Origin of the sequence: Bradyrhizobium viridifuturi, assembly GCF_001238275.1 — a bacterium.
Classification (GTDB): domain Bacteria; phylum Pseudomonadota; class Alphaproteobacteria; order Rhizobiales; family Xanthobacteraceae; genus Bradyrhizobium; species Bradyrhizobium viridifuturi.
Genome location: NZ_LGTB01000049.1, coordinates 12,874 through 33,308 on the forward strand (window position 1 = coordinate 12,874; position 20,435 = coordinate 33,308).

Sequence of the window (20,435 nt, forward strand, 5' to 3'; positions counted from 1 at the left end):
TCAAGAGATCCCGAGGCGTTGGATGGTTATAGCGGCTTCATCAGATCCGCGGCGGTTGCGTCACGCGGCGCGATATAGATCGCGAGCAGGGTCGCCGGCTCGGTCGAACTCGGGTTGCGCGAAACACGATGAATGGCGCCGGCCGGCTCCCACCAGGCTTCGCCGGCGCTGTAGGTCCGTTCCGGGCCGTCGCCGACCTGCGATGCCACCATGCCCGACACGACATAGGCCATCACGCCGTTGGCATGGGCGTGCACGGGCGATCCGGTTCCCGGCGGATAGGTCACCTCGACGAGCGTGATGTCGCGCGCCGGATCGCCCGGCAGACGCTGCCTGATCACATCGCGCCGGGAGGACTGTTTCGTTCCCGATGCAGTCTGTTGCGGCTGCGCATTGGCGTCTGATCCTCTCGCAGCGGCGAGGGCCGCGAGCAGCGCTGCGATCGAGGCGCGATTGAAGTCGCGTCGAAGCATGGTGGATGTCATGTCGTGGGCTCCTGTGTTGATCCAGGGCCACCATCTAGCGGGCGAATGGTCTATTCATAAGGGCCAAGAGTCTCCATATTGGCTAGGCCATGATGAAGCGTCCGAACAGACTGACGGCCGATCTGGTTCGAAGCGGCGGCATGCCGCTTTCGCGCCAGCTCTATGAGCGCTTCCGGCGCGCGATCGCGTCCGGGCAGCTGCGGCCGGGCGACCGGCTGCCTTCGATCCGCGTTCTTGCCGCGGAGCTCGCGATGGCGCGCGGCACCGTCGACGCCGCCTATGCCATGCTGGCCGGGGAGGGCTACGTCGTCACGCGCAGCCAGGCGGGGACGATCGTGTCGCCGGAGTTGCGCGACGCCGCAGCGCTCGATGACGATGCGATGCGTCCGGTGCGGTCCAGCAGCCGGCCGAGCGGGCGCGCCGAACCCCTGCTGCTGCAGATGGGACTGCCCGCCATCGATCTCTTCCCGCGCAAGCTCTGGACCCATGTGATCGCGCAGGAGGCGCGGCGGAGCTCCGCTTCCGACATGATGTATCCGGATCCGGCCGGCTTCGAACCGTTGCGGCAGGCGATCGCGGCTTATCTGGCATCCTCACGCGGAATCGCCTGCGACTGGCGCCAGGTGCTGGTGACCAACGGCTTTCAGGGCGGCCTCGATCTGGCGCTGCGGATCCTGCTGCGGCGCGGCGATCGCGCGTGGATCGAAGACCCCTGCTTTCCGCCGGTGCGCGCCGCACTCGAATTGGCCCACGCCAGACTGGTCGCTGTGCCCATCGACTCTGACGGAATGCAGGTCGGCGAAGGCATCAGGCAGGCGCGGCGGGCACGGCTCGCAGTTGTCACGCCGTCGCATCAAAGTCCGCTGGGCGTCTCGCTTTCGCTGCCGCGCCGTATGGAGCTGCTTCGGTGGGCGAACCAGGCGAATGCCTATGTCATCGAGGACGACTATGACAGCGAGTTCCGCTTCGTCGGCCGGCCGCTGCCGGCATTGAAGAGTCTCGATCGCGGCCAGCGGGTGATCTATTCGGGGACGTTCAGCAAGACGCTCTTTCCGGGCTTGCGGCTCGGCTATCTGGTGCTGCCGGATTGCCTGCTCGACAACTTCATCGCGGTCACGGCCGGCCATGGCAGCGGCCTCAATCCCTTCGCTCAGCGGGTCGTTGCAGGCTTCATGGCGGAAGGCCACTTCGCGCGCCATCTGAAGCGGATGCGGAAGCTCTATGCTGCTCGCCGTGCCGCCCTCGCTGCCGCGCTGACCGCCGAATTCGGCGAGCGCATCGGGATCGAGCTGCAGCCAGGCGGCATGCACCTGCTGCTTCGGTTCATGAGCCGCGCGCAGGATACAAAGGTTGCGCAGCTTGCCCGGGCTGATGGATTTGGCGCCGAGCCGCTGTCGAGCCGCTGCGTTCGGAATGACTGCGGGCAGGGCTTGCTGGTTGGCTTCACCAATGCTGCTGAGGCCGATGCGCCGGCGATCGCGCGGCGGCTGAGGCGCGCAATTGAGCCCGTGACCGAGCGGCGAACGCGAGCCGACTAAAGTACTAGGCTCCACGTTTCATTCCGCTGGAACCTTCGGCGCAGCGATCTCGTTCGTACTCAAACGACCCGATCGGTCAGACATCCACCCCGGGGGCTTGTCCGAGGGAGACGCTCCCATGACGACATTCGGCCCTGCGCTTGGCCCAACCTCCGGGCTCGACGCCAACCAACTCACGCCAGCCGAGCATCAGCTCCAGCTGCGCCGCGCGGTGATCGCCTCCACGGTCGGAACCGCGATCGAATGGTATGACTTCTTCCTCTACAGCACCGTCACCGGGCTAGTGTTCGCGAAGCTGTTCTTTCCGCATTCCGACCCCTGGGTCGGTACGCTGGAAGCTTTCGCGATCTACGCGGTCGGCTTCATCGCCCGGCCGATCGGGGCTGCGATCTTCGGCCACTATGGCGACCGCATCGGCCGCAAGTCGACGCTGATCGCGACGCTGCTGCTGATGGGCCTCGCGACCGCGGCGGTGGCATTGGTGCCGACCTATTCCAGCATCGGCATCTGGGGTGCGGTGATCCTCACCGTGCTGCGTTTCGTTCAGGGTGTCGGCGTCGGCGGCGAATGGGGCGGCTCGGTGCTGATGTCGATGGAATGGGCGCGCAACGATCGCTCGCGCGGACTGATCGCGTCATGGCCGCAATTCGGCGTGCCTTGCGGATTGTTCCTCGCCAATCTTGCCGTGCTCGCCTTCAGCCAGATGTCAGGCGACCAGTTCCTGGCATGGGGCTGGCGCGTTCCGTTCGCGCTCAGCATCATCCTAGTCGGTGTCGGCCTCTACATCCGGCTCGGCATTCTGGAAACGCCAGTGTTCAGCAAGCTGTTGGCCGAACGTCAGCTCGACCGCACGCCGATGCTGACGGTGATCCGCGACCATCCGAAGGAGATCCTGCTGTCCGCCTTCGCGCGCATGGCCGAGCAGGCGCCATTCTACATCTTCACCGCCTTCGTGTTCTCCTACGGCATCGGCACGCTGAAGATGTCGCGCGACATGTTGCTGACGGCGGTACTCGCCGCGTCGGTGGTCTCGTTCGTCTCGATCCCGGTGTTCGGGCATCTCTCCGACCAGATCGGCCGCAAGAACATGTACATGATCGGCGCGGCTGCGACCGGTGTGTTCGGTTTCATCTACTTCGCGATGCTCAACACCGGATCGGTGGCGGTCATCTTCCTCGCGATCATTCTCTCGCTGGTTCCGCATGACATGATGTACGGGCCGCAGGCCGCGCTGATCGCAGAGAGCTTCACCGGACGCCTGCGCTACAGCGGCGCCTCGCTGGGCTACCAGCTCGCATCTGTCATCGCCGGTGGACCGGCGCCGCTGGTCGCGGCCTGGCTGTTCGGCACCTATCATTCGTCGATTGCGATCGCGGTCTACATCGCGATCTGCGCCGTCATCACGCTGGTCGCAACCGCGCTGATGACCGACTACACCGGCAAGGACATCAACGCAGCGGCCGCGCATCAGCGGTGAGTGTGAGACGGCAAGGAGCAGCAGATGGTGAAATGGCGAAAGGAATCGGCGCTCGATCTCTACAATTTGGCCGCAGCGATCTTCCTGCTCGCTGCGCCGTGGTTGTTCGCGCATGCCAACCCGACCGCGGCGATCGATCTCAGGATCAGTGGAGCCGCGATCGCGATCATGTCGCTGGCGGCGATCGCAGCGTTCGCGATCTGGGAGGAGTGGATCAATCTGTTCGTCGGCTGCTGGCTGATCGTCTCGCCTTGGCTGCTCGGCTTCACCCACACCCGCGCGATGCACTTTGCCATCGCTGCGGGTGCGGTGGTCGCGTTCATGGCGCTGCTCGAACTGTGGCTCGAGTACGAGAAGACCCATCTTGGCGCAGCCGCGCCGCAGGACGCCGCAAAGCACTAGAGGTTAGCAGCCGCGGCAGATGCCCCTGATCTTGCGGTCGACGATTGCATCTTCCTGGTCGATGATCTGCTGCGATGATGCTGCCGCGGCCGGAATGTCGGCGGCCCGCGGCTGGCGATGGCCGACCGGCGCCAGCCACGGTCTGGTCGCGGTTTCGTTTGATGCGTAGGCATTCGTATCCTGAACCGTCGTCTGCGCGAAGCAAGCGGTCGCCATTGCCGCAGACAAGAAAGCGGCCAGGCCAAGTTGTTTGCCGAGTCGTCGAAGATCAATCATGAGAAGCTCCGTGCCGTCATCGCCGCGTTTGCGCGCGGCCTTGATGAAATGGATTGTCCGCGTCGTTCCGGTATTCCCGATCCGCGATCGTGATGAAGTGCTCGCGGTTCGGTGATCGCACGTGATGAAATATTTCTTGGCGAACACGGTCGTTGGTCACAGGAGCCGAGCTTGGTCGGCTTCATCCACGCGGAGAATTCTTATGACCAAATTGACCTTCGCTGCGCTTGCGCTGGTTGCGGCAGCTGCATATTCGGCTCAGGCGTCGGCCGCCAACAACAATGCTGCGGCGCGGCGTGCCCATGCCTCGATGACGACAACGACGACGCCGATCAGCAGCAAGACGACTGATTGCGTGCGCGCGCCGAAGGTCGGATCGTTCGCAACCGCGCCCTTCACCGAGCCGCCCTGCATGCCCGGCACGATGCGCTGACCGCGTGCGGCGAAAAGCCCCGGACCTCAAGTCCGGGTCTTCCCGGCTGATACGATGTTCGCCGGGCAGCGCCCGCGCGTGACCCACGTCACAGGCGCCCTGCGACGATCATGCGAGGATTGCGGCGTCGGAGCTGGTGCGTGGTGCCCGGCCCGAGTTCAAGGAGACGTCGCATGACACGCAATTCGCTGATTGCTTTCGCTGCCGTTGTCGCGTTCGGCGTTACCGCGCTGGGCTCCGCACAGGCGGGTGGACTTCACATGGTGCCGCCGAAGAATGTCGGTGCGAAACTGCCGCCGGGCGGCTCGGGCGGCTCGAGCGGCTCGGGCGGTTCGGGTGGCCCGCATCGCCAGCCGGTCGATCCGCCGCCTTACCTCGGAACGGGTTACAGCGGTGACAGTGCGGGTGGCAGCGGAGGTGGCGGATACTTCGGCGACCCCAATCATCCCGGACACGAGCAATTCTGAAAACGCAAACGGCCCCGAACCAGGTTCGGGGCCGCGCTGTGCTGCTGGGTTGCAGCGGGTAACTATTCAGGCTTGCCGATCGTCACGGCGAGCTTGCCGACGCCGTCGACGCCGCATTCGAGCTTGTCGCCCACCTGCAACTGCGAGACTCCGGCCGGCGTGCCGGTCATGATGATGTCGCCGGCGGCGAGCTTCACCTGCTGCGAGAGCTGCCAGATGATCTCCGGCACGTTCCAGATCAATTCGGTGAGGTCGCCCTTCTGCGCTTCCTTGCCGTTGACGGTGAGCCAGATCTTGCCGGCCTTGGGGTGGCCGATCTTCGAGGCCGGCTGGATCGCGGAGCAGGGCGCCGAATAGTCGAACGACTTGCCGATCTCCCAGGGCCGCTCCTTCTTGCGTGAGGCGATCTGCAGGTCGCGGCGGGTCAGGTCGATGCCGACGGCATAGCCGTAGACGTGCTCCAGCGCCTTGTCGGCGGGAATGTTGAGCCCGCCGCTCTTCATCGCCACCACCAACTCGACCTCATGATGCAGGTCCTTGGTCAGCGGCGGGTAGGGGATCGTCGCGCCATCAGGCACCAGCATGTCGGCATGCTTGCCGAAGAAGAACGGCGGTGCACGCTCGTCATTGCCCATCTCCCTGATATGCTCGAGATAGTTGCGGCCGACGCACCAGATGCGGCGGACCGGATAGGTGCCGGACTCGCCGACGACGGGAAGCGAGGGCTGCGGGGGAAGCGGAATGACGGTGGAGGCGGCGTTCATGAACGGGTCCCGGAGGGTTGAAGGAGGGAGCGCGGGCGGTTTTTACGCGCTTACGCCGCTCAGGGCTAGTGGCTGCGGTTGCACCGGGCGCAGAGGTGAGGCCAGCTTTCCGCCGGGCGCGGCTGCCTTCGGCAGGCGCGAGCGGTGATGCCGACGCGGAGATGGCTTTCGATCGGTCTTGCCCTGGTCGCGGCGGTCCTGGCCACCTCCGCCGTTCGCTTTTTTGTGGTGACCCCGGAACGGATCGATCGGGGACAGAACAAGGTCCAGCGCGTGGCCGTGGACATCACGCCCGCCGCGCAGGCCTTGCAGGCGACGCTTGACGTGGCGGACATGCACGCGGACAGCCTGTTGTGGAAGCGCGATCTGATCGCGCGATCGGATCGTGGCCATATCGACTTGCCGCGCTTGATCGAGGGCCGGTACGCCTTGCAGGTGTTCTCGTCGGTCACCAAGTCGCCCAAGGGCCAGAACTACGATGCCAACGCCGACGACACCGACACGATCACGAACCTCGCCATCATCGATCTGCAGCCGCCTCGGACGTGGTTCTCGCCGCTGCAGCGCTCGTTGTGGCATGCGGAGAAATTGCACAGCTTCGCCGACAGGTCCGCTGGCCGGCTTCGCGTGGTCACGACACCGGCCGACATCGATCGCCTCCTCGCGGATCGCAAGAACGGCGTGACGGTGGTCGGCGGCATGCTCTCGGTCGAAGGCCTGCATGATCTCGAAGGCAATATCGACAATCTCGATGTGCTCTACGCCGCCGGCTTCAGGATGGCCGGCCTCACGCACTTCTTCGACAATGATGTCGCAGGCTCGATGCACGGCGTGGCAAAGGGCGGGCTGACGCCGCTCGGCCGGCAGGTGGTGCAGCGGATGGAAGCGATCGGAATGATCGTCGACCTCGCCCATGCGAGCCACGCGGCGGTCGCCGACGTGCTGGCGATGGCGACGCGTCCGGTGGTTTCGAGCCACGGCGGCGTTCAGGCGACCTGCAAGGTCAACCGCAATCTCACCGACGATGAGGTCAGGGGCGTCGCGAGGACCGGCGGCGTGATCGGCATCGGCTTCTGGCAGGGCGCCGTGTGTTCGCTCGATCCAAAGAATGTCGCGCGGGCGATCGCCCATGTCCGCGACCTCGTCGGGATCGACCATGTCGGCCTCGGCTCGGATTTCGACGGCTCGACCATCACGGGATTCGATGCCGGCGGGATCGCCGCCGTGACCCAGGCGCTGATGTCGAGCGGGTTCTCCGAGGACGACATCCGCAAGGTCATGGGCGGCAATGTCCTGCGCGTGCTGCGCGCAGGCATCGTCCCGAAGGACGGGAAAGGATGATCAGCCGGCAGCGCTGATCGGCGCCAGTGCCAGCGGCGCGTCTTGACGGTGTTGCAGGCGGAAGAACGAGGCGTAGCGGCCGCCGCGGCGCAACAGTTCCTCGTGACGCCCGCGCTCGACGATCTCGCCGCGCTCGACCACCAGGATCGCATCGGCATGCATGATGGTGTGCAGGCGGTGCGCGATCACGATCGTGGTGCGGCCCTGGCAGAGATGCTCGATCGCCTCCTGCACCTGCTTTTCGGACTCCGAGTCGAGCGCGGCGGTGGCCTCGTCGAGCAGGATGATCGGCGCGTTCTTGATCAGCGCGCGGGCGACCGCGATGCGCTGGCGCTGCCCGCCGGACAGCTGCGTGCCGTGCTCGCCGACCGGCGTGTCGTAGCCGAGCGGGAAGCTCATGATGAAGTCGTGCGCGCAGGCGGCCTTGGCGGCGTCGATGATCTCGGTCTCGGTGGCGCCGCCTTTGCCGAAGGCGATGTTGGCGCGGATGGTGTCGCGGAACAGATAGACGTCCTGGCCGACATAGGCGGTCTGCTGCCGCAGCGATCTGCGCGAGACTTGTGAGATCGACTGGCCGTCGATCAGGATTTCGCCCTCCTGCGTCTCGTAGAAGCGCAGCAGCAGCGCGAGCACGGTGGATTTGCCGCCGCCGGAGGGGCCGACCAGGGCGGTGACCTTGCCGGGCTCGGCCGTGAAGCTCATGCGGTTCAGCACCGCTTCACCGGGGCGATAGGCGAAGCTGACGTCGCGCAGCTCGATCCGCGCGTCGGAAAGCTTCAGCGCCGGCTTGTCGTCATCGACCTGCTCGCTGGCCGGGCTGTCGACCACCTCGAGCAGCATCCGCGCGCCGACCAATTGGCTGTTGAGGTCGATGTTGAGACGCGCCAGCCGCTTGGCCGGCTCGGTCGCCATCAGGAAGGCGGTCAGGAACGTGAAGAACTGCCCCGGCGTGGAGCCGAGCGCCACCACGCTATAGCCGCCATACATCAGGCAGCCGGCGACGGCAAAGCCGCCGAGCATCTCCATCAGCGGATTGGAGCGGTTGGCGACCCGCGCCATCTTGTTGGCGTTGCGCTCGACGATCGAGATGTTCTCGTCGATCCGCTGCTGCATGGCGTCTTCCAGCGTGAACGCCTTTACGGTGCGGATGCCTTGCAGCGATTCCTGCATCGTCTCCATGATATCGGCTGTGCCGGTGAACTGGTTGTAGGCGAGACCCTTGATCCGCTTCACCAGCCTGCGCAGCATCAGCATCGCCGGCGGCACCGCCACGAGCCCGATGAACGACATCAGCGGGTCCTGCCAGATCATCACCGCGAGCATGCTGATCAGCATCAGGAAGTCGCGGCCGATCGCATTGACCAGCATGTTGAGCACGTCGGTGATCGACTTGGCGCCGGCGGTGAGCCGCGCCAGGAACTCGGACGAGTGCCGCTGCGAAAAGAAGCCGATGCTCTCGCTCATCAGCTTGGCGAACAATTGCCGCTGGTTCCGCGCCAGGATCGCGTTGCTGATCTTCGACAGGATCACCATGTGGCCGTAGGTCGCCACGCCCTTGATGAACAGCAGCACCACGGTGATCCCGGCGAACATGGCGATGCCGGGGATGTTCTTGTCGACATAGGCCTGGTTGATCACCTGGCCGAGCACATAGGTGGCGCCCGCCGTCGAGCCGGCGGCAACCGCCATCAGGGCGAACGCCGTCAGATAACGCCGCCAGTAGGTGATCCCCTGTTCCGTGACCAGGCGGCGGATCAGGATCGCCGCGCCGTAGGGATCGTCGGTAATTTTCTTTGGAAACTGAGCCATCCGCGTTCCATTGACGGCGGGCAGCGCCGGCCGTCAGGGTTGCGGACCTCATTGCCCGCTTGGCGGGGCTTTTTCAAGCACAATAAAGGCTTGATAACGGCTTGATTTTTAGGCCGATTCTGCCTGTCGCGCGGCGCCCCCGCGCTCCCGGAACAGCTTCTCCTCCCAGGCCAGCGCGTGGCTCGCGATGGTCTCGAGATCATCGTAGCGCGGGGTCCAGTCGAGCAGCGAGCGGATCCGTGTCGTATCCGCCACCATGGTCATGATGTCGCCTGGCCGGCGCGCGGCATAGGCGACCGCGAAATTGCGCATCGAGACCCGGCGCACCGCCTCGATGGTCTCGAGCACGGAATAGCCGCGGCCGTAGCCGCAATTCATCGTCACCGATTGCCCGCCGCCGCGCAGATAGGCCAGCGCCGAGCGGTGCGCCTCGACGAGGTCGCTGACATGGATGAAGTCGCGCACGCAACTGCCGTCCTGGGTCGGATAGTCGGTGCCGAAAACGTCGATCTTGGCGCGCTGCCCGGTCGCGGCCTCGACCGCGATCTTGAGCAGATGGGTGGCGCCGATGGTGGCAAGGCCGACGCGGCCTTTCGGGTCGGCACCGGCGACGTTGAAGTAGCGCAGCACCACGTAGTTCATGCCATGCGCCGATGCGACATCGTGCAGCATGATCTCGGTCATCAGCTTGGACGAGCCGTAGGGCGACAGCGGACGAGTCGGCGCGATCTCCGGCACCGGTACCTGGTCCGGATTGCCGTAGACGGCGGCGGTCGAGGAGAAGATGAAGCGGCTGACGCCACCCTTCACGGCAGCATTGAGCAGGCTGCGCGTCGTCATGGTGTTGTTGCGGTAATAGCCGAGCGGATCGCGCATCGAATCCGGCACCACCACCGAGCCGGCGAAATGGATGATGCTGTCGATGCCGTGCTGTGCGATCACGCCCTCGACGAGGTTCTCGTCGCCGGCATCGCCGATGAACAGCGGAACGCCTTCGGGCAGGAATGCGGAGAAGCCGGTGGAAAGATTGTCGACGACGACGACGCTTTCGCCGGCATCGACCAGCGCATGAACCATGTGACTTCCGATATAGCCGGCACCGCCGGTCACGAGCACGGTCATGTGTAGAGCTCTCCCGATATCTTTAACCGGCGATGCTAGCGGGAGTGCGGTGAAGAGGGGGTTTCGCCGCGGCCGAACTGGCCACTATGCTTAATGTTGCGTATAGGAACTGGCGCGAAACGGAGACTTGCGTGCCGATCGAGAACACACCTGCCGGCGAGCTTGAGCTCATCGTGCCCAACCTGCACCGGCGCTATTCGGGTGTCACCGCGACCAACCGCATGGTCGCGCCGAAGCTTGCAAAGATGTTTCGCGCAGGCTGGCTCGGCTCGCACCGCCCCGACGGCATCGACGCGATGGGATTTGCCGATCTGATGCGGCTGTGGCGGCGCGCTCAGCCGGTGATCTGGCACGCGCGGCGCAACGACGAGATGATCGCAGGGCTCGTGCTGCGTGCGCTCGGCTGGCCGCTGAAGCTGCTGTTCACCTCGGCCGCGCAGCGTCATCACACATGGCTGACGCGCTGGCTGATCCGCAACATGGATGCGATCATCGCCACCAGCCCGCTGTCGGCCTCTTATCTCAAGCGCGACGCCACGGTGGTGATGCACGGCGTCGACACCGATCGCTATGCGCCGCCGGCCGATCGCGCGGCGGCGTTTGCCGAGAGTGGATTGGCGGGACGCCATGCGATCGGCTGCTTCGGGCGGGTGCGCGCGCAGAAGGGCAGCGACGTGTTCGTCGAGGCGATGTGCAGGCTGCTGCCGCGCTATCCCGATTTCACCGCCGTCATCGTCGGCGCCGTGGTGCCGGAGCAACTCGCCTTCGCGGGCGAGCTGAAGCGGAAGATCGAGGCCGCGGGGCTACAATCGCGCATCGTCATCACGGGTGAACTGCCGATCGAGGATGTCGTGCGCTGGTACCAGCGGCTGACGATCTATGCCTTCACCTCACGCAACGAGGGCTTTGGCCTGACCCTGATCGAGGCGATGTCGGCCGGCGCTGCGCTCGTGGCCGCGCGCGCGGGCGCCGCCGAGTTCGTGGTCGAGGATGGCGCGACCGGCGTGCTGACGCCGCCCGGCGACGCCGACGCGCTGGCGGCCGCGCTCGAGCCGCTGATGCGCGATCCGGCATCGGCCGAAGCGATGGGGGCGCGGGCGCGCCAACGAGTTGTGGATAAGTTCAGCCTGGATGCGGAGGCGGCCGCGATCGCCAGGGTCTATCGCACGCTGATCTGAGCCAGCACGCGCTGCGCAATCTCCACGACCTCCTCGGCCGCAATGTCGCGCATGCAGCGATGATCGTTCATGGTGCAGACCGTGCGCTGGCACGGCTGGCAAGGCAGCTTGCTTTTGGTCTGTCGCACCGTCGCGGCGAGCGGATTGAGGGGCGCCCAGAGATACGGATCGGTCGGACCGAAGATGCCCATGGTCGGCGTGCCGATCGCGGCCGCGATGTGCATCAGCCCGGAATCGTTGGCGATCGCGACACTGGCCGCGGCGATCGCCAGCACGCCGTTGCGCAAATCGGTGCCGGTGAGATCGCGGACCCGCGCACCGCCGGCAGCCACGATCTCCTGCGCCAATGCCTTCTCGCCGGGGCCGCCGACCACCCAGACGTCGAACCCGCGTTCGGCGAACAGCCGCGCGGCCTCCGGATAATAGGTCCATCGCTTGGAGGCGCCGACCGAGCCGGGGCCCAATACGATGGCGGGATTGCTGCCGAGCCCGTTGGCCTGCCGCCATTGTCCGATCTCGTCGCGGGAACCCGAAGCTGCGGCACCGGCCATTCGGGAGGTCGGGCGGCGCCGTCCGGTAGCGCTAGGATGGCGTTCTTGTCGATGAAGCGCGGCTGCTTCTGTTCGCCCCACCGCATCGCATTGATCAGGCCGAACCGTGCCTCGCCGAAGAAGCCGATCCGCTCCGGGATGCCCGCCAGCGCCGGTGCAATGGCGGACTTCCAGGTCCGAGGCAGCACCAGCGCGGTGGCGTAATTCCGCGCTCGAAGCTCGGCCGCCAGTGCCCGCTGCTGGGCCAGCGCCAGCCGGCTGCGCGGCAGGTCGAACACGATCCCGGCGCGGACACCGGGCATGTAGTCGACCAGAGGGGCGCAAAGCCTTGACGTCAGCAGGTCAACCGGCCGGTTCGGCCAGCGCTTGCGAAGCACCCTGACCACAGTGTGGCCGCGCACGAAATCGCCGATCCAAACATAGGGCACGACGAGGATAGGTCTGGTATCCTCGGCATCCTCAGTTTCGATATCAGATATTGAATCAATATTCATTTCTAAATGGGCCAAGGCCGGACCGGCGCGGCCAAGTCGGTAACCGGTTCGCGATAAGAGGTAAAGCCGTCGTTGCCTGTGGCGCGGGAGTGGGGCAAAGCTGGCGGCTGACAACGGGAATCTGGCGGGATTTCATCATGTTTCTGGTAACCGGGGGCGCCGGTTTTATCGGCTCGAACGTCGTGGCTGCGTTGAATGACGCCGGGCGCAGCGACGTTGCGGTCTGCGACATCCTTGGACAGGACGGCAAGTGGCGGAACCTGGCCAAGCGTCAGCTGGCCGACGTTGTTCCCCCGGCCGAGCTTGGTGACTGGCTGAAGGGGCGGCGGCTTTCAGCCGTCATCCATCTCGGCGCGATTTCCGAGACCACGGCGACCGACGGCGATCTGGTGATCGAGACCAATTTCCGTCTCTCGATGCGGCTGCTCGACTGGTGCACCGCGAATGCGACCCCTTTCATCTATGCCTCCTCGGCTGCGACCTATGGCGACGGTGAGCAGGGCTTTGACGACGACGCCTCGGTCGAGGCGCTGAAGCGGCTGCGGCCGATGAACCTGTACGGCTGGAGCAAGAACCTGTTCGATCTCGCCGTCGCCGAGCGCGCTCTGAAAGGCGAACCCCTGCCGCCGCAATGGGCCGGGCTGAAATTCTTCAACGTGTTCGGCCCGAATGAATATCACAAGGGTCCGATGATGAGCGTGCTGGCGCGCCGCTTCGACGACATCAAAGCCGGCCGCGTCGTGCAGCTGTTCAAGTCGCATCGCGAGGGCATCGCCGACGGCGACCAGCGCCGCGACTTCATCTATGTCGACGACGTCGTGCGGGTAATGATGTGGCTGATCGCGACGCCGAGGGTCTCCGGGCTGTTCAATGTCGGCACCGGCAAGGCGCGCAGCTTCAAGGACCTGATCGTCTCGGCGTATGGCGCGCTCGGGCTGCAGCCGAACATCCAGTATGTCGACATGCCCGAGCAGATTCGCGGCAGTTACCAATACTTCACCGAGAGCGTCGTCGATCGTCTCGCGCACGCTGGGTACAATGGCGGATTCACCCGCCTGGAAGACGCGGTCGGGGCCTATGTGAACGGCTTCCTCGATCGCGCGGATCGCTATCGCTAGAGCGGATGACGGTGACTGATGTTCGATTTTGAAGCGATCTCCCGTGCAATGTCCGGCCAGACCGTGCTCTGCGTCGGCGACCTCATGCTCGACGAGTTCGTCTATGGCGAGGTGTCGCGGATCTCGCCGGAGGCGCCGGCGCCGGTGATCGCGGTCAGGCGCAGCGAGATCAATATCGGCGGCGCTGGCAACGTCGCGCGCAATATCGCCTCGCTCGGCGGGCGCTGCATCTTCGTCGGCCTGATCGGCGAGGATGCCGCCGGCACGGTGCTCTCGGAGGCGCTGGCGAAGGAGGCCGGCATCGAAACCGTGCTGGTGCGCGACGCCGCGCGGCCGACCACGCGCAAGGTGCGCTTCGTCTCCGAACAGTTCTCGACCCACATGCTGCGCTCCGATTGGGAGCTCGCGGCGCCGGCGGCGCCCGCCGTCGAGCAGCAGTTGATCGACGCCATCCTGCCGCGCCTTGCGCAGGCCGACATCGTGCTGCTGTCCGACTATGCCAAGGGCGTGCTCACCGCGCGCGTGATCCGCAACGTGATCGACGCCGCGCGTCAGGCGAAAAAGCGCGTGATCGTCGATCCCAAGAGCGCCAATCTCGCGATCTATCGCGGCGCGACCGTGCTGACGCCGAACCGCAAGGAGTTCGCCGAGGCGACCCGCAGCCGCGCCGACAGCCATGACAACATCGCGCAGGCGGCGCCCGATGCGATGGTCCTCGCCGATTGCGAGGCGATGCTGGTGACGCAGGGCGAGCGCGGCATGACCCTGGTGACGCGGGATGGCGGATCGATCCATGTGCCGGCGCTGCCGGTCAAGGTGCGTGACGTCTCCGGGGCCGGCGATACCGTCGCCGCGGCGCTGGCGCTCGCGCTCGCCGGCGGTGCCGACTGGGACGGCGCGCTGCGGATCGCGAGTGCCGCGGCGGCGGTTGCGGTCGGCAAGACCGGCACTGCGATCGTCAGGTCCGCCGAACTGCGGCGACGGATCCTGCCTCACGCGTCGCTCGCGGCCGAGGAGAAGATCGTCCCGGCCGGTGGCGATATCGATGCGTATCTAGAGGAATGGCGCCGGCAGGATCTGCGCATCGGCTTCACCAATGGCTGTTTCGACATCCTGCATCCCGGTCACGTCAAGGTCCTGACCGCCGCGCGCGCGCCTGTGACCGCCTCATCGTCGGCTTGAACAGCGATGCCTCGGTGAAGCGACTGAAGGGCGAGGGGCGTCCGGTGCAGAACGAGCGCGCCCGCGCCGAGGTCCTGGCGGCGCTGGAAGCCGTCGATCTCGTCGCGATCTTCGAGGAAGACACGCCGATCAATCTGATCACCAAGGTGCGGCCGAGCGTGCTGGTCAAGGGCGGTGACTACATCCGCGAGCAGGTGGTCGGTCACGAGATCGTCGAGGCCGCCGGTGGCGAGGTGGTGCTGGTCGAGATCCTGCAGGGCCACAGCACGACGTCGCTGGTTGCCCGCGCCCGCGAGGGCAAGGCGTGAGCGCGAGCATGGCATCATCGGCACCGACCGCGGCGTGTCCGGCCTGGCGCGATCCGGCGCGCTGGCACACCACGACCGACGTCGTCGCGGTTCTGATCGCGCTGTCGCTGCCGTGGTCGACCTCGCTGGTCGGTATCTTCGGTGTGGTGCTGCTGATCGCGATTGCGCCGACCGTCGACCTCCGGGCGTTCTGGACGTTGCTGAAGCGGCCGATCTGCGTGGCGCCGATCGCGTTGTTCTGCCTCGCGCTCGCCGGAACGCTGTGGTCGGACGCCGCCTGGGGCACGAGATTGTATGCCGTCGGGCCGACCGCAAAGCTCCTGGTGCTCCCGGTGCTGCTCTATCATTTCCAGCGCTCGACCCGCGGCACGTGGGTATTCGTGGCTTTCCTCGTGTCCTGCACGCTGCTGATGCTGATGTCCTGGCTGGTGCTGGCCTATCCGCACCTCGCGCTGCGGGCGGCCGCGCCGGGCGAACAGGGGGTGTTCGTCAAGAACTACATTGACCAGAGCCAGGAATTCACGCTGTGCGCGGTCGCGCTGGCCTATCCGATCGTGATGTTGCTGCGGGACAAACGCATCTTGCCGGCCGTGCTGCTGTTGGCTATTGCGCTCAGCCTGTTCGCCAACATGGCGCTCGTGGTGGTGTCGCGGACGGCGATCGTGACGGTTCCGATCATGTTCGCGGTGTTTGCGCTGCTGCATCTGCGCTGGCGCAGCATCGTCCTGATCCTTTGCGCGGCCGCCGCGTTGTCCGTGGTGGCGTGGTATGGATCGTCGCCGCTGCGACGGACGGCCGAGTCATTCGGGCGTGACTACAAGCTCTACATGGAGCGCAACGAGCCGACGTCGCTCGGCTTGCGGCTCGAATTCTGGCGCAAGTCGCTCGGCTTCTTCGCCGAAGCCCCGGTCATCGGCCACGGCACCGGAGCAACGCGGGGCCTGTTCGAGCGCGTCGCGACCGGCGGCATGAACCAGGCTTCCGCCGAAGTGATCGGAAATCCCCACAATCAAACGTTGAACGTCGCCGTGCAGTGGGGCATTGTGGGTGTGGCGATACTGTACGCGATGTGGCTACTGCACCTGTTGCTGTTCCGCGGCGACGGCCTCGTCAACTGGATCGGGCTTCTCGTCGTGGTACAGAATATTACAAGTTCGTTGTTTAATTCACACATCTTCGACTTTCACGAAGGCTGGATGTATGTGCTGGGCGTCGGGGTTGCTGGCGGCATGGCGTTGAAGGGGCGATCGGGGACCGATTTGGAACCCGAGCCTTCGATCCGTCCATGATCGCTGGCAAGGGCTCCGCAGATACGCTACAGCCTGCCAATGTCTTGTCGCCAACTCCCAGTTGCCAGCAACCCGTCTGCTAGATGACGCGTCTTTCACAATTCACCCTGCGCAACTTCCTGATCCTGGCGCATGACGCGCTCGCGACGACGTTTGCGTTGCTGGCGAGCTTCTATCTGCGGTTCGAAGGCAGCCTGCTCACGGATCGGTTGCCGCATCTGCTGCGCATTCTGCCGTGGTTCGTGCTGTTCAGCATTGTGGTCAGCTATTTCTCCAACCTGACGACGGCGAAATGGCGCTTCACCTCGTTGCCGGACGCGGTGAACATCCTGCGGGTCGCAGCGGTGCTGACGCTGGCGCTGGTCGTGCTGGACTACGTCTACTTTTTCACGGGAGCAGCCTCGCTGAGCCCGGTGTTCCTCGGCCGGGTCACGATCATCCTGTTCTTCTTCCTGGAAGTGTTCGCGCTGAGCGCGTTGCGGCTGGGTTATCGCTACTTCCGTTATTCGCGCACGCGGCTTCATGCCCGGTCCGACAATGCCGCGCCGGCGCTGCTGGTCGGGCGCACGGCCGATGCCGAAGTCGTGCTGCGCGGCATCGAGAACGGTGCCATCAAGCGGCTCTGGCCGGTCGGCGTGCTGTCGCCCTCGGCCGCGGACCGCGGCCAGATGATCCGCAACATCCCCGTCGTCGGCGGCGTCGATGACATCGAGGCCGTGATTCGGGATTTCGAGAGCCGGCAGCGGCCGATCAAGCGCGTGGTCATGACGCCCTCGGCCTTCGAGCCGGACGCGCATCCGGAGAGCCTGCTGATGCGCGCCAAGCGGCTTGGCCTGATGGTCAGCCGCCTGCCGTCGCTGGAGGGCGGCGATGCGCCGCGGCTCACCAATGTCGCGGTCGAGGACCTGCTGCTGCGTCCGAGCCAGAAGATCGACTACGCCCGGCTCGAGGCGCTGGTGAAGGGCAAGTCCGTCATCGTGACCGGTGGCGGCGGCTCGATCGGTGCGGAGATCTGCGACCGGGTCGCGACCTTCGGCGCCGCGCGCCTCTTGGTCGTCGAGAACTCCGAGCCTGCGCTCTATGCGGTCACCGAGGCGCTGTCCGCGCGCGACACCGGCCCCGAGATCGAGGGCAGGATCGCCGACATCAGGGATCGCGAGCGTATCACGCGCCTGATGAGCGAGTTCAAGCCCGACATCGTGTTCCATGCCGCGGCGCTCAAGCATGTGCCGATCCTGGAGCGCGACTGGAGCGAAGGGGTCAAGACCAACATCTTCGGGTCTGTGAACGTCGCCGACGCGGCGCGCGCCGCGGGCGCGAGCGCCATGGTGATGATCTCGACCGACAAGGCGATCGAGCCGGTATCGATGCTCGGCCTGACCAAGCGGTTCGCCGAGATGTATTGTCAGGCGATGGATCACGACCTGATGATCGAAGCCAAGGGCAAGTCGCATATGCGGCTGATCTCGGTGCGGTTCGGCAATGTGCTGGCGTCCAACGGATCCGTGGTGCCGAAATTCAAGGCGCAGATCGAGGCCGGCGGGCCGATCACCGTCACCCATCCGGACATGGTCCGTTATTTCATGACGATCCGCGAAGCCTGCGATCTCGTGATCACCGCCGCGACCCACGCAATGACGCCGGCACGGCCTGACGTCTCGGTCTATGTGCTGAACATGGGGCAGCCGGTGAAGATCGTCGATCTCGCCGAGCGGATGATCCGCCTGTCGGGCCTGCAACCGGGCGTCGACGTCGAGATCGTGTTTAGCGGCATCCGTCCGGGCGAGCGGCTGAACGAGATCCTGTTCGCAAGCCAGGAGCCGACACTCGAAATCGGCGTCGCCGGCGTCATGGCCGCCAAGCCGAACCAGCCTCCGATGTCGACGCTGCGCAAGTGGCTCGCGGCGCTCGAAGATGCGATCGAGCGAGATGACCGCGTGACTATCCATGCCGTCCTCCAGGACGCGGTGCCCGAGTTCGGGTCGAATGCCGCCTGACGGCGCCGTCCCGCTGACGATGAGGCAGGACCGTTTCGAAAGCCATTGATGCCCAGTTCTCGAAAAGTCGTGGTCGCCAGCCAGCACTATCCGCCGGACCACAGCACGACCGCCGCGATCATGTCTGCGATCGCCGAACGGATCGCGCAGGAGGCGGAGGTGGTGGTGGTCTCGGGGATGCCGGGCTCGGCGAGGCGCCGGCGCCGGGGCGGCCCGCCGTCGTCGAGATCAGGAACTGGCTGCCGGGAAAGGCGGCGCTGATCAAGCGCGCACTGGCCGAGGCGCTGTTCACCGGCCGGATGTTCTTTGCGCTGTTGTCGCGGCTGCAGCGGGGCGACGTGGCGCTGACGGTGACTGCTCCGTTCGCGCTTCCCTATGCGGTTGCCATCGCGGCGAGGCTGAAGGGGGCCAGGTCGGCCTTGATCCTGCACGACCTGTTTCCGGACGTTCTCGTGATGGCCGGACTGCTGCGGCCGTCTTCGCTGGTCGCGCGGGCGATGCGCGGCATCAACGCGCTGATGTTCCGTGTCTTGAACGTGGTGATCGTCATCGGCCGCGACGCCGAGAAGCTGCTGCTGCGCTATGGCGGGATGACGCCGGACAAGATCAGGTTCATTCCGAACTGGGCCACGCTCGCCCCCGGCAATCGTCCCGTCAGCCCCGACAATCCGTTTCGCAGGGCGATTGCCGCCCGCTTCGTCGTCGGCCTGTCCGGCAATCTGGGCTTCACCCACGATCCGGACATCGTCTTCCAGGCCGCGCGGCTGTTGCGCGACGAGCCCGATATCCACTTCGTGCTCTCGGGATGGGGCATGGGCTTTGCGCGGTTGAAGGAGATGCAGGCCGCAGCGCAACTCGCCAACGTCACGCTGGTCGACCGCGTCGCGGATGGCGAGCTGGATGCGCTGCTCTCCAGTGCGGATGTCTGGCTCATCCCCTATCGCAAGGACGTTGCCGGTGTATCGGTGCCAAGCCGGTTCTATAATCTGCTCGCGGCCGGCCGGCCGGTCATCCTGGTCTCCGAGCCCGAGGCCGAGGCAGCCTTGACCGTCAGCGAGAACGGGCTCGGCTGGGTCGTCACGCCGGGGCGGCCCGATCAACTCGCCGATGCCGTCAGGCTGGCGTCGCGATCGCAGGACACGGAGATGGCCGAGCGCGCCGTCGCAACCGCGCGGACCTTCAGTGCCGAGCGGGCCCTGTCGAGCTATGCTGCGCTGGTCGCAGAGCTGTTATCCAATCACGATATGGAGCGGACAGCATGACTGATCGCCGCCCGACGGTTCTGGTGACGGGTGCGAGCGGCTTCGTTGGCCGCCATGTGGTGCCCGAGCTGGCGCAGAACGGCTGGCTGGTGCGGCGCGCGGTGCGAACCGCGCCGCAGGATGCAAACGACGTGGCGATCGGCTCGCTCAGCCCTGCCACTGACTGGCGCGCCGCGCTCGAGGGCGTGGACGCCGTCGTTCATCTTGCGGCTCGCGTTCACCAGCAGTCCGACGAACAGGCGATCGAGCTCTACCGCAACGTCAATATCGAGGGCACGCTGCATCTGGCGCGTTCGGCGGTTGCGGCGGGGGTTCGGGATTTCGTCTTTGTCAGCACGATCCTGGTGCATGGGCGCAGCAATTACGGGCGCCCTCCGTTTCGCGAGGATGATGTCCTGACGCCCCGCGGCCTCTACGGAAACTCGAAAGCGGCCGCCGAAGTCGGGCTCAAGGAGATTGCGCCGGGCAGCGGCATGAGGGTGACCGTGATCAGGCCGCCGCTGATCTACGGCGCCGGTGCGAAAGGCAATTTCGCCTTGCTCAAGCGCGCGGTGCTCAATCGCATGCCGCTTCCGCTGGCCTATGTGAGGAACCGCCGCGCGTTCCTGTCGGCGGAAAACCTAGCGTCGTTCATCCTGCATCGCTTGTCGCAACCGGGAAACGATTTCGACGTGTTTCTGGTGGCCGATCGCGAGCAGGTCTCGACGCGGGAGTTCGTCGAACGGTTGGCCCGCGCGGCGGAAACCTCGCCGCGCCTGTTCTGGCTGCCACCGCCGCTCCTGAAGGTGTCGCTGACGATGGGTGGCCGCAAGGAGGCCTATGACAGCCTGTTCGCCTCGCTTGAACTCGATCTGTCCAAGATCGCAAGCACCGGATGGCAGCAGCCGATCAGCCTCGATGAGGGGCTGAGGCGCGCGTTGAGCCGAACCGATATCTGAGCCG

General features: G+C 65.7%; 18 protein-coding genes and 2 pseudogenes. 14 read left to right on the forward strand and 6 right to left on the reverse strand.

The window, feature by feature from the left end; genetic code table 11:
* Nucleotides 1–26: 26 nt before the first annotated feature.
* A complete protein-coding gene (locus ALC15_RS34485) occupies nucleotides 27–485 on the reverse strand; it encodes a cupin domain-containing protein (RefSeq protein WP_200914723.1) in 459 nt (152 codons plus the stop codon).
* A gap of 89 nt (nucleotides 486–574) precedes the next feature.
* Here ALC15_RS34485 and pdxR point away from each other — a divergent pair, with 89 nt between their 5' ends.
* The 3 genes from pdxR to ALC15_RS34500 all read left to right on the forward strand — a co-directional run bounded on the left by pdxR (nucleotide 575) and on the right by ALC15_RS34500 (nucleotide 3,902).
* The gene (gene pdxR, locus ALC15_RS34490; protein ID WP_050631143.1) at nucleotides 575–2,023 is read left to right on the forward strand and encodes a MocR-like pyridoxine biosynthesis transcription factor PdxR; all 1,449 of its coding nucleotides are present in this window, start codon (nucleotides 575–577) and stop codon (nucleotides 2,021–2,023) included.
* Nucleotides 2,024–2,141: 118 nt separating this feature from the next.
* Nucleotides 2,142–3,500 (forward strand): MFS transporter, encoded by a 1,359-nt coding sequence (locus ALC15_RS34495; protein WP_050631144.1) that lies wholly within the window; start codon nucleotides 2,142–2,144, stop codon nucleotides 3,498–3,500.
* A 24-nt stretch (nucleotides 3,501–3,524) separates the two neighbouring features.
* The gene (locus tag ALC15_RS34500; protein ID WP_050631145.1) at nucleotides 3,525–3,902 is read left to right on the forward strand and encodes an SPW repeat protein; all 378 of its coding nucleotides are present in this window, start codon (nucleotides 3,525–3,527) and stop codon (nucleotides 3,900–3,902) included.
* Nucleotides 3,903–3,905: 3 nt separating this feature from the next.
* On the opposite strand, the gene ALC15_RS46695 is transcribed toward ALC15_RS34500, so the two are convergent.
* A complete protein-coding gene (locus ALC15_RS46695; protein WP_244486384.1) occupies nucleotides 3,906–4,325 on the reverse strand; it encodes a hypothetical protein in 420 nt (139 codons plus the stop codon).
* Nucleotides 4,326–4,380: 55 nt separating this feature from the next.
* Between ALC15_RS46695 and ALC15_RS34510 the strand changes: the two genes are divergently transcribed.
* Nucleotides 4,381–4,611 (forward strand): hypothetical protein, encoded by a 231-nt coding sequence (locus ALC15_RS34510; RefSeq protein WP_050631146.1) that lies wholly within the window; start codon nucleotides 4,381–4,383, stop codon nucleotides 4,609–4,611.
* Between the two features lie 173 nt (nucleotides 4,612–4,784).
* Nucleotides 4,785–5,078, forward strand: coding sequence for a hypothetical protein (locus ALC15_RS34515; protein ID WP_050631147.1), 294 nt, complete (start codon nucleotides 4,785–4,787; stop codon nucleotides 5,076–5,078).
* A 62-nt stretch (nucleotides 5,079–5,140) separates the two neighbouring features.
* Here the strand turns inward: ALC15_RS34515 and ALC15_RS34520 are convergent, their stop codons facing one another.
* Nucleotides 5,141–5,842: a fumarylacetoacetate hydrolase family protein gene (locus ALC15_RS34520; RefSeq protein WP_050631148.1), complete on the reverse strand. Its 702-nt coding sequence runs from the start codon at nucleotides 5,840–5,842 to the stop codon at nucleotides 5,141–5,143.
* A 147-nt stretch (nucleotides 5,843–5,989) separates the two neighbouring features.
* Between ALC15_RS34520 and ALC15_RS34525 the strand changes: the two genes are divergently transcribed.
* Nucleotides 5,990–7,183 carry a dipeptidase gene (locus ALC15_RS34525; protein ID WP_050631149.1) on the forward strand — a complete coding sequence of 398 codons (1,194 nt, stop codon included), beginning with the start codon at nucleotides 5,990–5,992 and terminating at the stop codon, nucleotides 7,181–7,183.
* On the opposite strand, the gene ALC15_RS34530 is transcribed toward ALC15_RS34525, so the two are convergent.
* Both ALC15_RS34530 and galE read right to left on the reverse strand, forming a co-directional pair.
* Nucleotides 7,184–8,992: an ABC transporter ATP-binding protein gene (locus ALC15_RS34530; protein ID WP_050631150.1), complete on the reverse strand. Its 1,809-nt coding sequence runs from the start codon at nucleotides 8,990–8,992 to the stop codon at nucleotides 7,184–7,186.
* A gap of 108 nt (nucleotides 8,993–9,100) precedes the next feature.
* Nucleotides 9,101–10,114, reverse strand: a complete 1,014-nt coding sequence (gene galE / locus ALC15_RS34535) for a UDP-glucose 4-epimerase GalE (RefSeq protein WP_050631151.1) — start codon at nucleotides 10,112–10,114, stop codon at nucleotides 9,101–9,103.
* A 137-nt stretch (nucleotides 10,115–10,251) separates the two neighbouring features.
* Here galE and ALC15_RS34540 point away from each other — a divergent pair, with 137 nt between their 5' ends.
* Nucleotides 10,252–11,292, forward strand: a complete 1,041-nt coding sequence (locus ALC15_RS34540) for a glycosyltransferase family 4 protein (protein WP_050631181.1) — start codon at nucleotides 10,252–10,254, stop codon at nucleotides 11,290–11,292.
* Here ALC15_RS34540 and waaF read toward each other — a convergent pair.
* Nucleotides 11,274–12,337 (reverse strand): annotated as a pseudogene (gene waaF / locus ALC15_RS34545) (lipopolysaccharide heptosyltransferase II). The gene ALC15_RS34540 and the pseudogene waaF sit on opposite strands and share 19 nt — an antisense overlap.
* Before the next feature lie 137 nt (nucleotides 12,338–12,474).
* On the opposite strand from waaF, the gene rfaD reads away from it, so the two are divergent.
* From rfaD to ALC15_RS34575, 7 genes and pseudogenes are all read left to right on the forward strand, one after another.
* Nucleotides 12,475–13,455: an ADP-glyceromanno-heptose 6-epimerase gene (rfaD, locus tag ALC15_RS34550; RefSeq protein ID WP_050631152.1), complete on the forward strand. Its 981-nt coding sequence runs from the start codon at nucleotides 12,475–12,477 to the stop codon at nucleotides 13,453–13,455.
* Between the two features lie 18 nt (nucleotides 13,456–13,473).
* A pseudogene (gene rfaE1, locus ALC15_RS34555) lies at nucleotides 13,474–14,945 on the forward strand (D-glycero-beta-D-manno-heptose-7-phosphate kinase).
* A gap of 8 nt (nucleotides 14,946–14,953) precedes the next feature.
* Nucleotides 14,954–16,234 carry an O-antigen ligase family protein gene (locus ALC15_RS34560; protein ID WP_050631153.1) on the forward strand — a complete coding sequence of 427 codons (1,281 nt, stop codon included), beginning with the start codon at nucleotides 14,954–14,956 and terminating at the stop codon, nucleotides 16,232–16,234.
* Nucleotides 16,235–16,317: 83 nt separating this feature from the next.
* Nucleotides 16,318–18,231 (forward strand): nucleoside-diphosphate sugar epimerase/dehydratase, encoded by a 1,914-nt coding sequence (locus tag ALC15_RS34565; RefSeq protein WP_050631154.1) that lies wholly within the window; start codon nucleotides 16,318–16,320, stop codon nucleotides 18,229–18,231.
* Between the two features lie 48 nt (nucleotides 18,232–18,279).
* Nucleotides 18,280–18,492, forward strand: a complete 213-nt coding sequence (locus tag ALC15_RS46700; protein ID WP_244486385.1) for a hypothetical protein — start codon at nucleotides 18,280–18,282, stop codon at nucleotides 18,490–18,492.
* A gap of 38 nt (nucleotides 18,493–18,530) precedes the next feature.
* Nucleotides 18,531–19,493 (forward strand): glycosyltransferase family 4 protein, encoded by a 963-nt coding sequence (locus tag ALC15_RS34570; RefSeq protein WP_244486386.1) that lies wholly within the window; start codon nucleotides 18,531–18,533, stop codon nucleotides 19,491–19,493.
* Nucleotides 19,490–20,431, forward strand: a complete 942-nt coding sequence (locus ALC15_RS34575; RefSeq protein ID WP_050631155.1) for an NAD-dependent epimerase/dehydratase family protein — start codon at nucleotides 19,490–19,492, stop codon at nucleotides 20,429–20,431. Before ALC15_RS34570 ends, ALC15_RS34575 begins: the two co-directional genes overlap by 4 nt.
* The last annotated feature ends 4 nt before the right edge of the window (nucleotides 20,432–20,435 follow it).

Bases quoted from the DNA above. Each gene is read 5' to 3' on its own strand.
- ALC15_RS34485 (WP_200914723.1), bottom strand. From the start codon at position 485: ATGACATCCACCATGCTTCGACGCGACTTCAATCGCGCCTCGATCGCA.
- pdxR (WP_050631143.1), top strand. From the start codon at position 575: ATGATGAAGCGTCCGAACAGACTGACGGCCGATCTGGTTCGAAGCGGC.
- ALC15_RS34495 (WP_050631144.1), top strand. From the start codon at position 2,142: ATGACGACATTCGGCCCTGCGCTTGGCCCAACCTCCGGGCTCGACGCC.
- ALC15_RS34500 (WP_050631145.1), top strand. From the start codon at position 3,525: ATGGTGAAATGGCGAAAGGAATCGGCGCTCGATCTCTACAATTTGGCC.
- ALC15_RS34510 (WP_050631146.1), top strand. From the start codon at position 4,381: ATGACCAAATTGACCTTCGCTGCGCTTGCGCTGGTTGCGGCAGCTGCA.
- ALC15_RS34515 (WP_050631147.1), top strand. From the start codon at position 4,785: ATGACACGCAATTCGCTGATTGCTTTCGCTGCCGTTGTCGCGTTCGGC.
- ALC15_RS34520 (WP_050631148.1), bottom strand. From the start codon at position 5,842: ATGAACGCCGCCTCCACCGTCATTCCGCTTCCCCCGCAGCCCTCGCTT.
- ALC15_RS34525 (WP_050631149.1), top strand. From the start codon at position 5,990: ATGCCGACGCGGAGATGGCTTTCGATCGGTCTTGCCCTGGTCGCGGCG.
- ALC15_RS34530 (WP_050631150.1), bottom strand. From the start codon at position 8,992: ATGGCTCAGTTTCCAAAGAAAATTACCGACGATCCCTACGGCGCGGCG.
- galE (WP_050631151.1), bottom strand. From the start codon at position 10,114: ATGACCGTGCTCGTGACCGGCGGTGCCGGCTATATCGGAAGTCACATG.
- rfaD (WP_050631152.1), top strand. From the start codon at position 12,475: ATGTTTCTGGTAACCGGGGGCGCCGGTTTTATCGGCTCGAACGTCGTG.
- ALC15_RS34560 (WP_050631153.1), top strand. From the start codon at position 14,954: ATGGCATCATCGGCACCGACCGCGGCGTGTCCGGCCTGGCGCGATCCG.
- ALC15_RS34565 (WP_050631154.1), top strand. From the start codon at position 16,318: ATGACGCGTCTTTCACAATTCACCCTGCGCAACTTCCTGATCCTGGCG.
- ALC15_RS46700 (WP_244486385.1), top strand. From the start codon at position 18,280: ATGCCCAGTTCTCGAAAAGTCGTGGTCGCCAGCCAGCACTATCCGCCG.
- ALC15_RS34570 (WP_244486386.1), top strand. From the start codon at position 18,531: ATGTTCTTTGCGCTGTTGTCGCGGCTGCAGCGGGGCGACGTGGCGCTG.
- ALC15_RS34575 (WP_050631155.1), top strand. From the start codon at position 19,490: ATGACTGATCGCCGCCCGACGGTTCTGGTGACGGGTGCGAGCGGCTTC.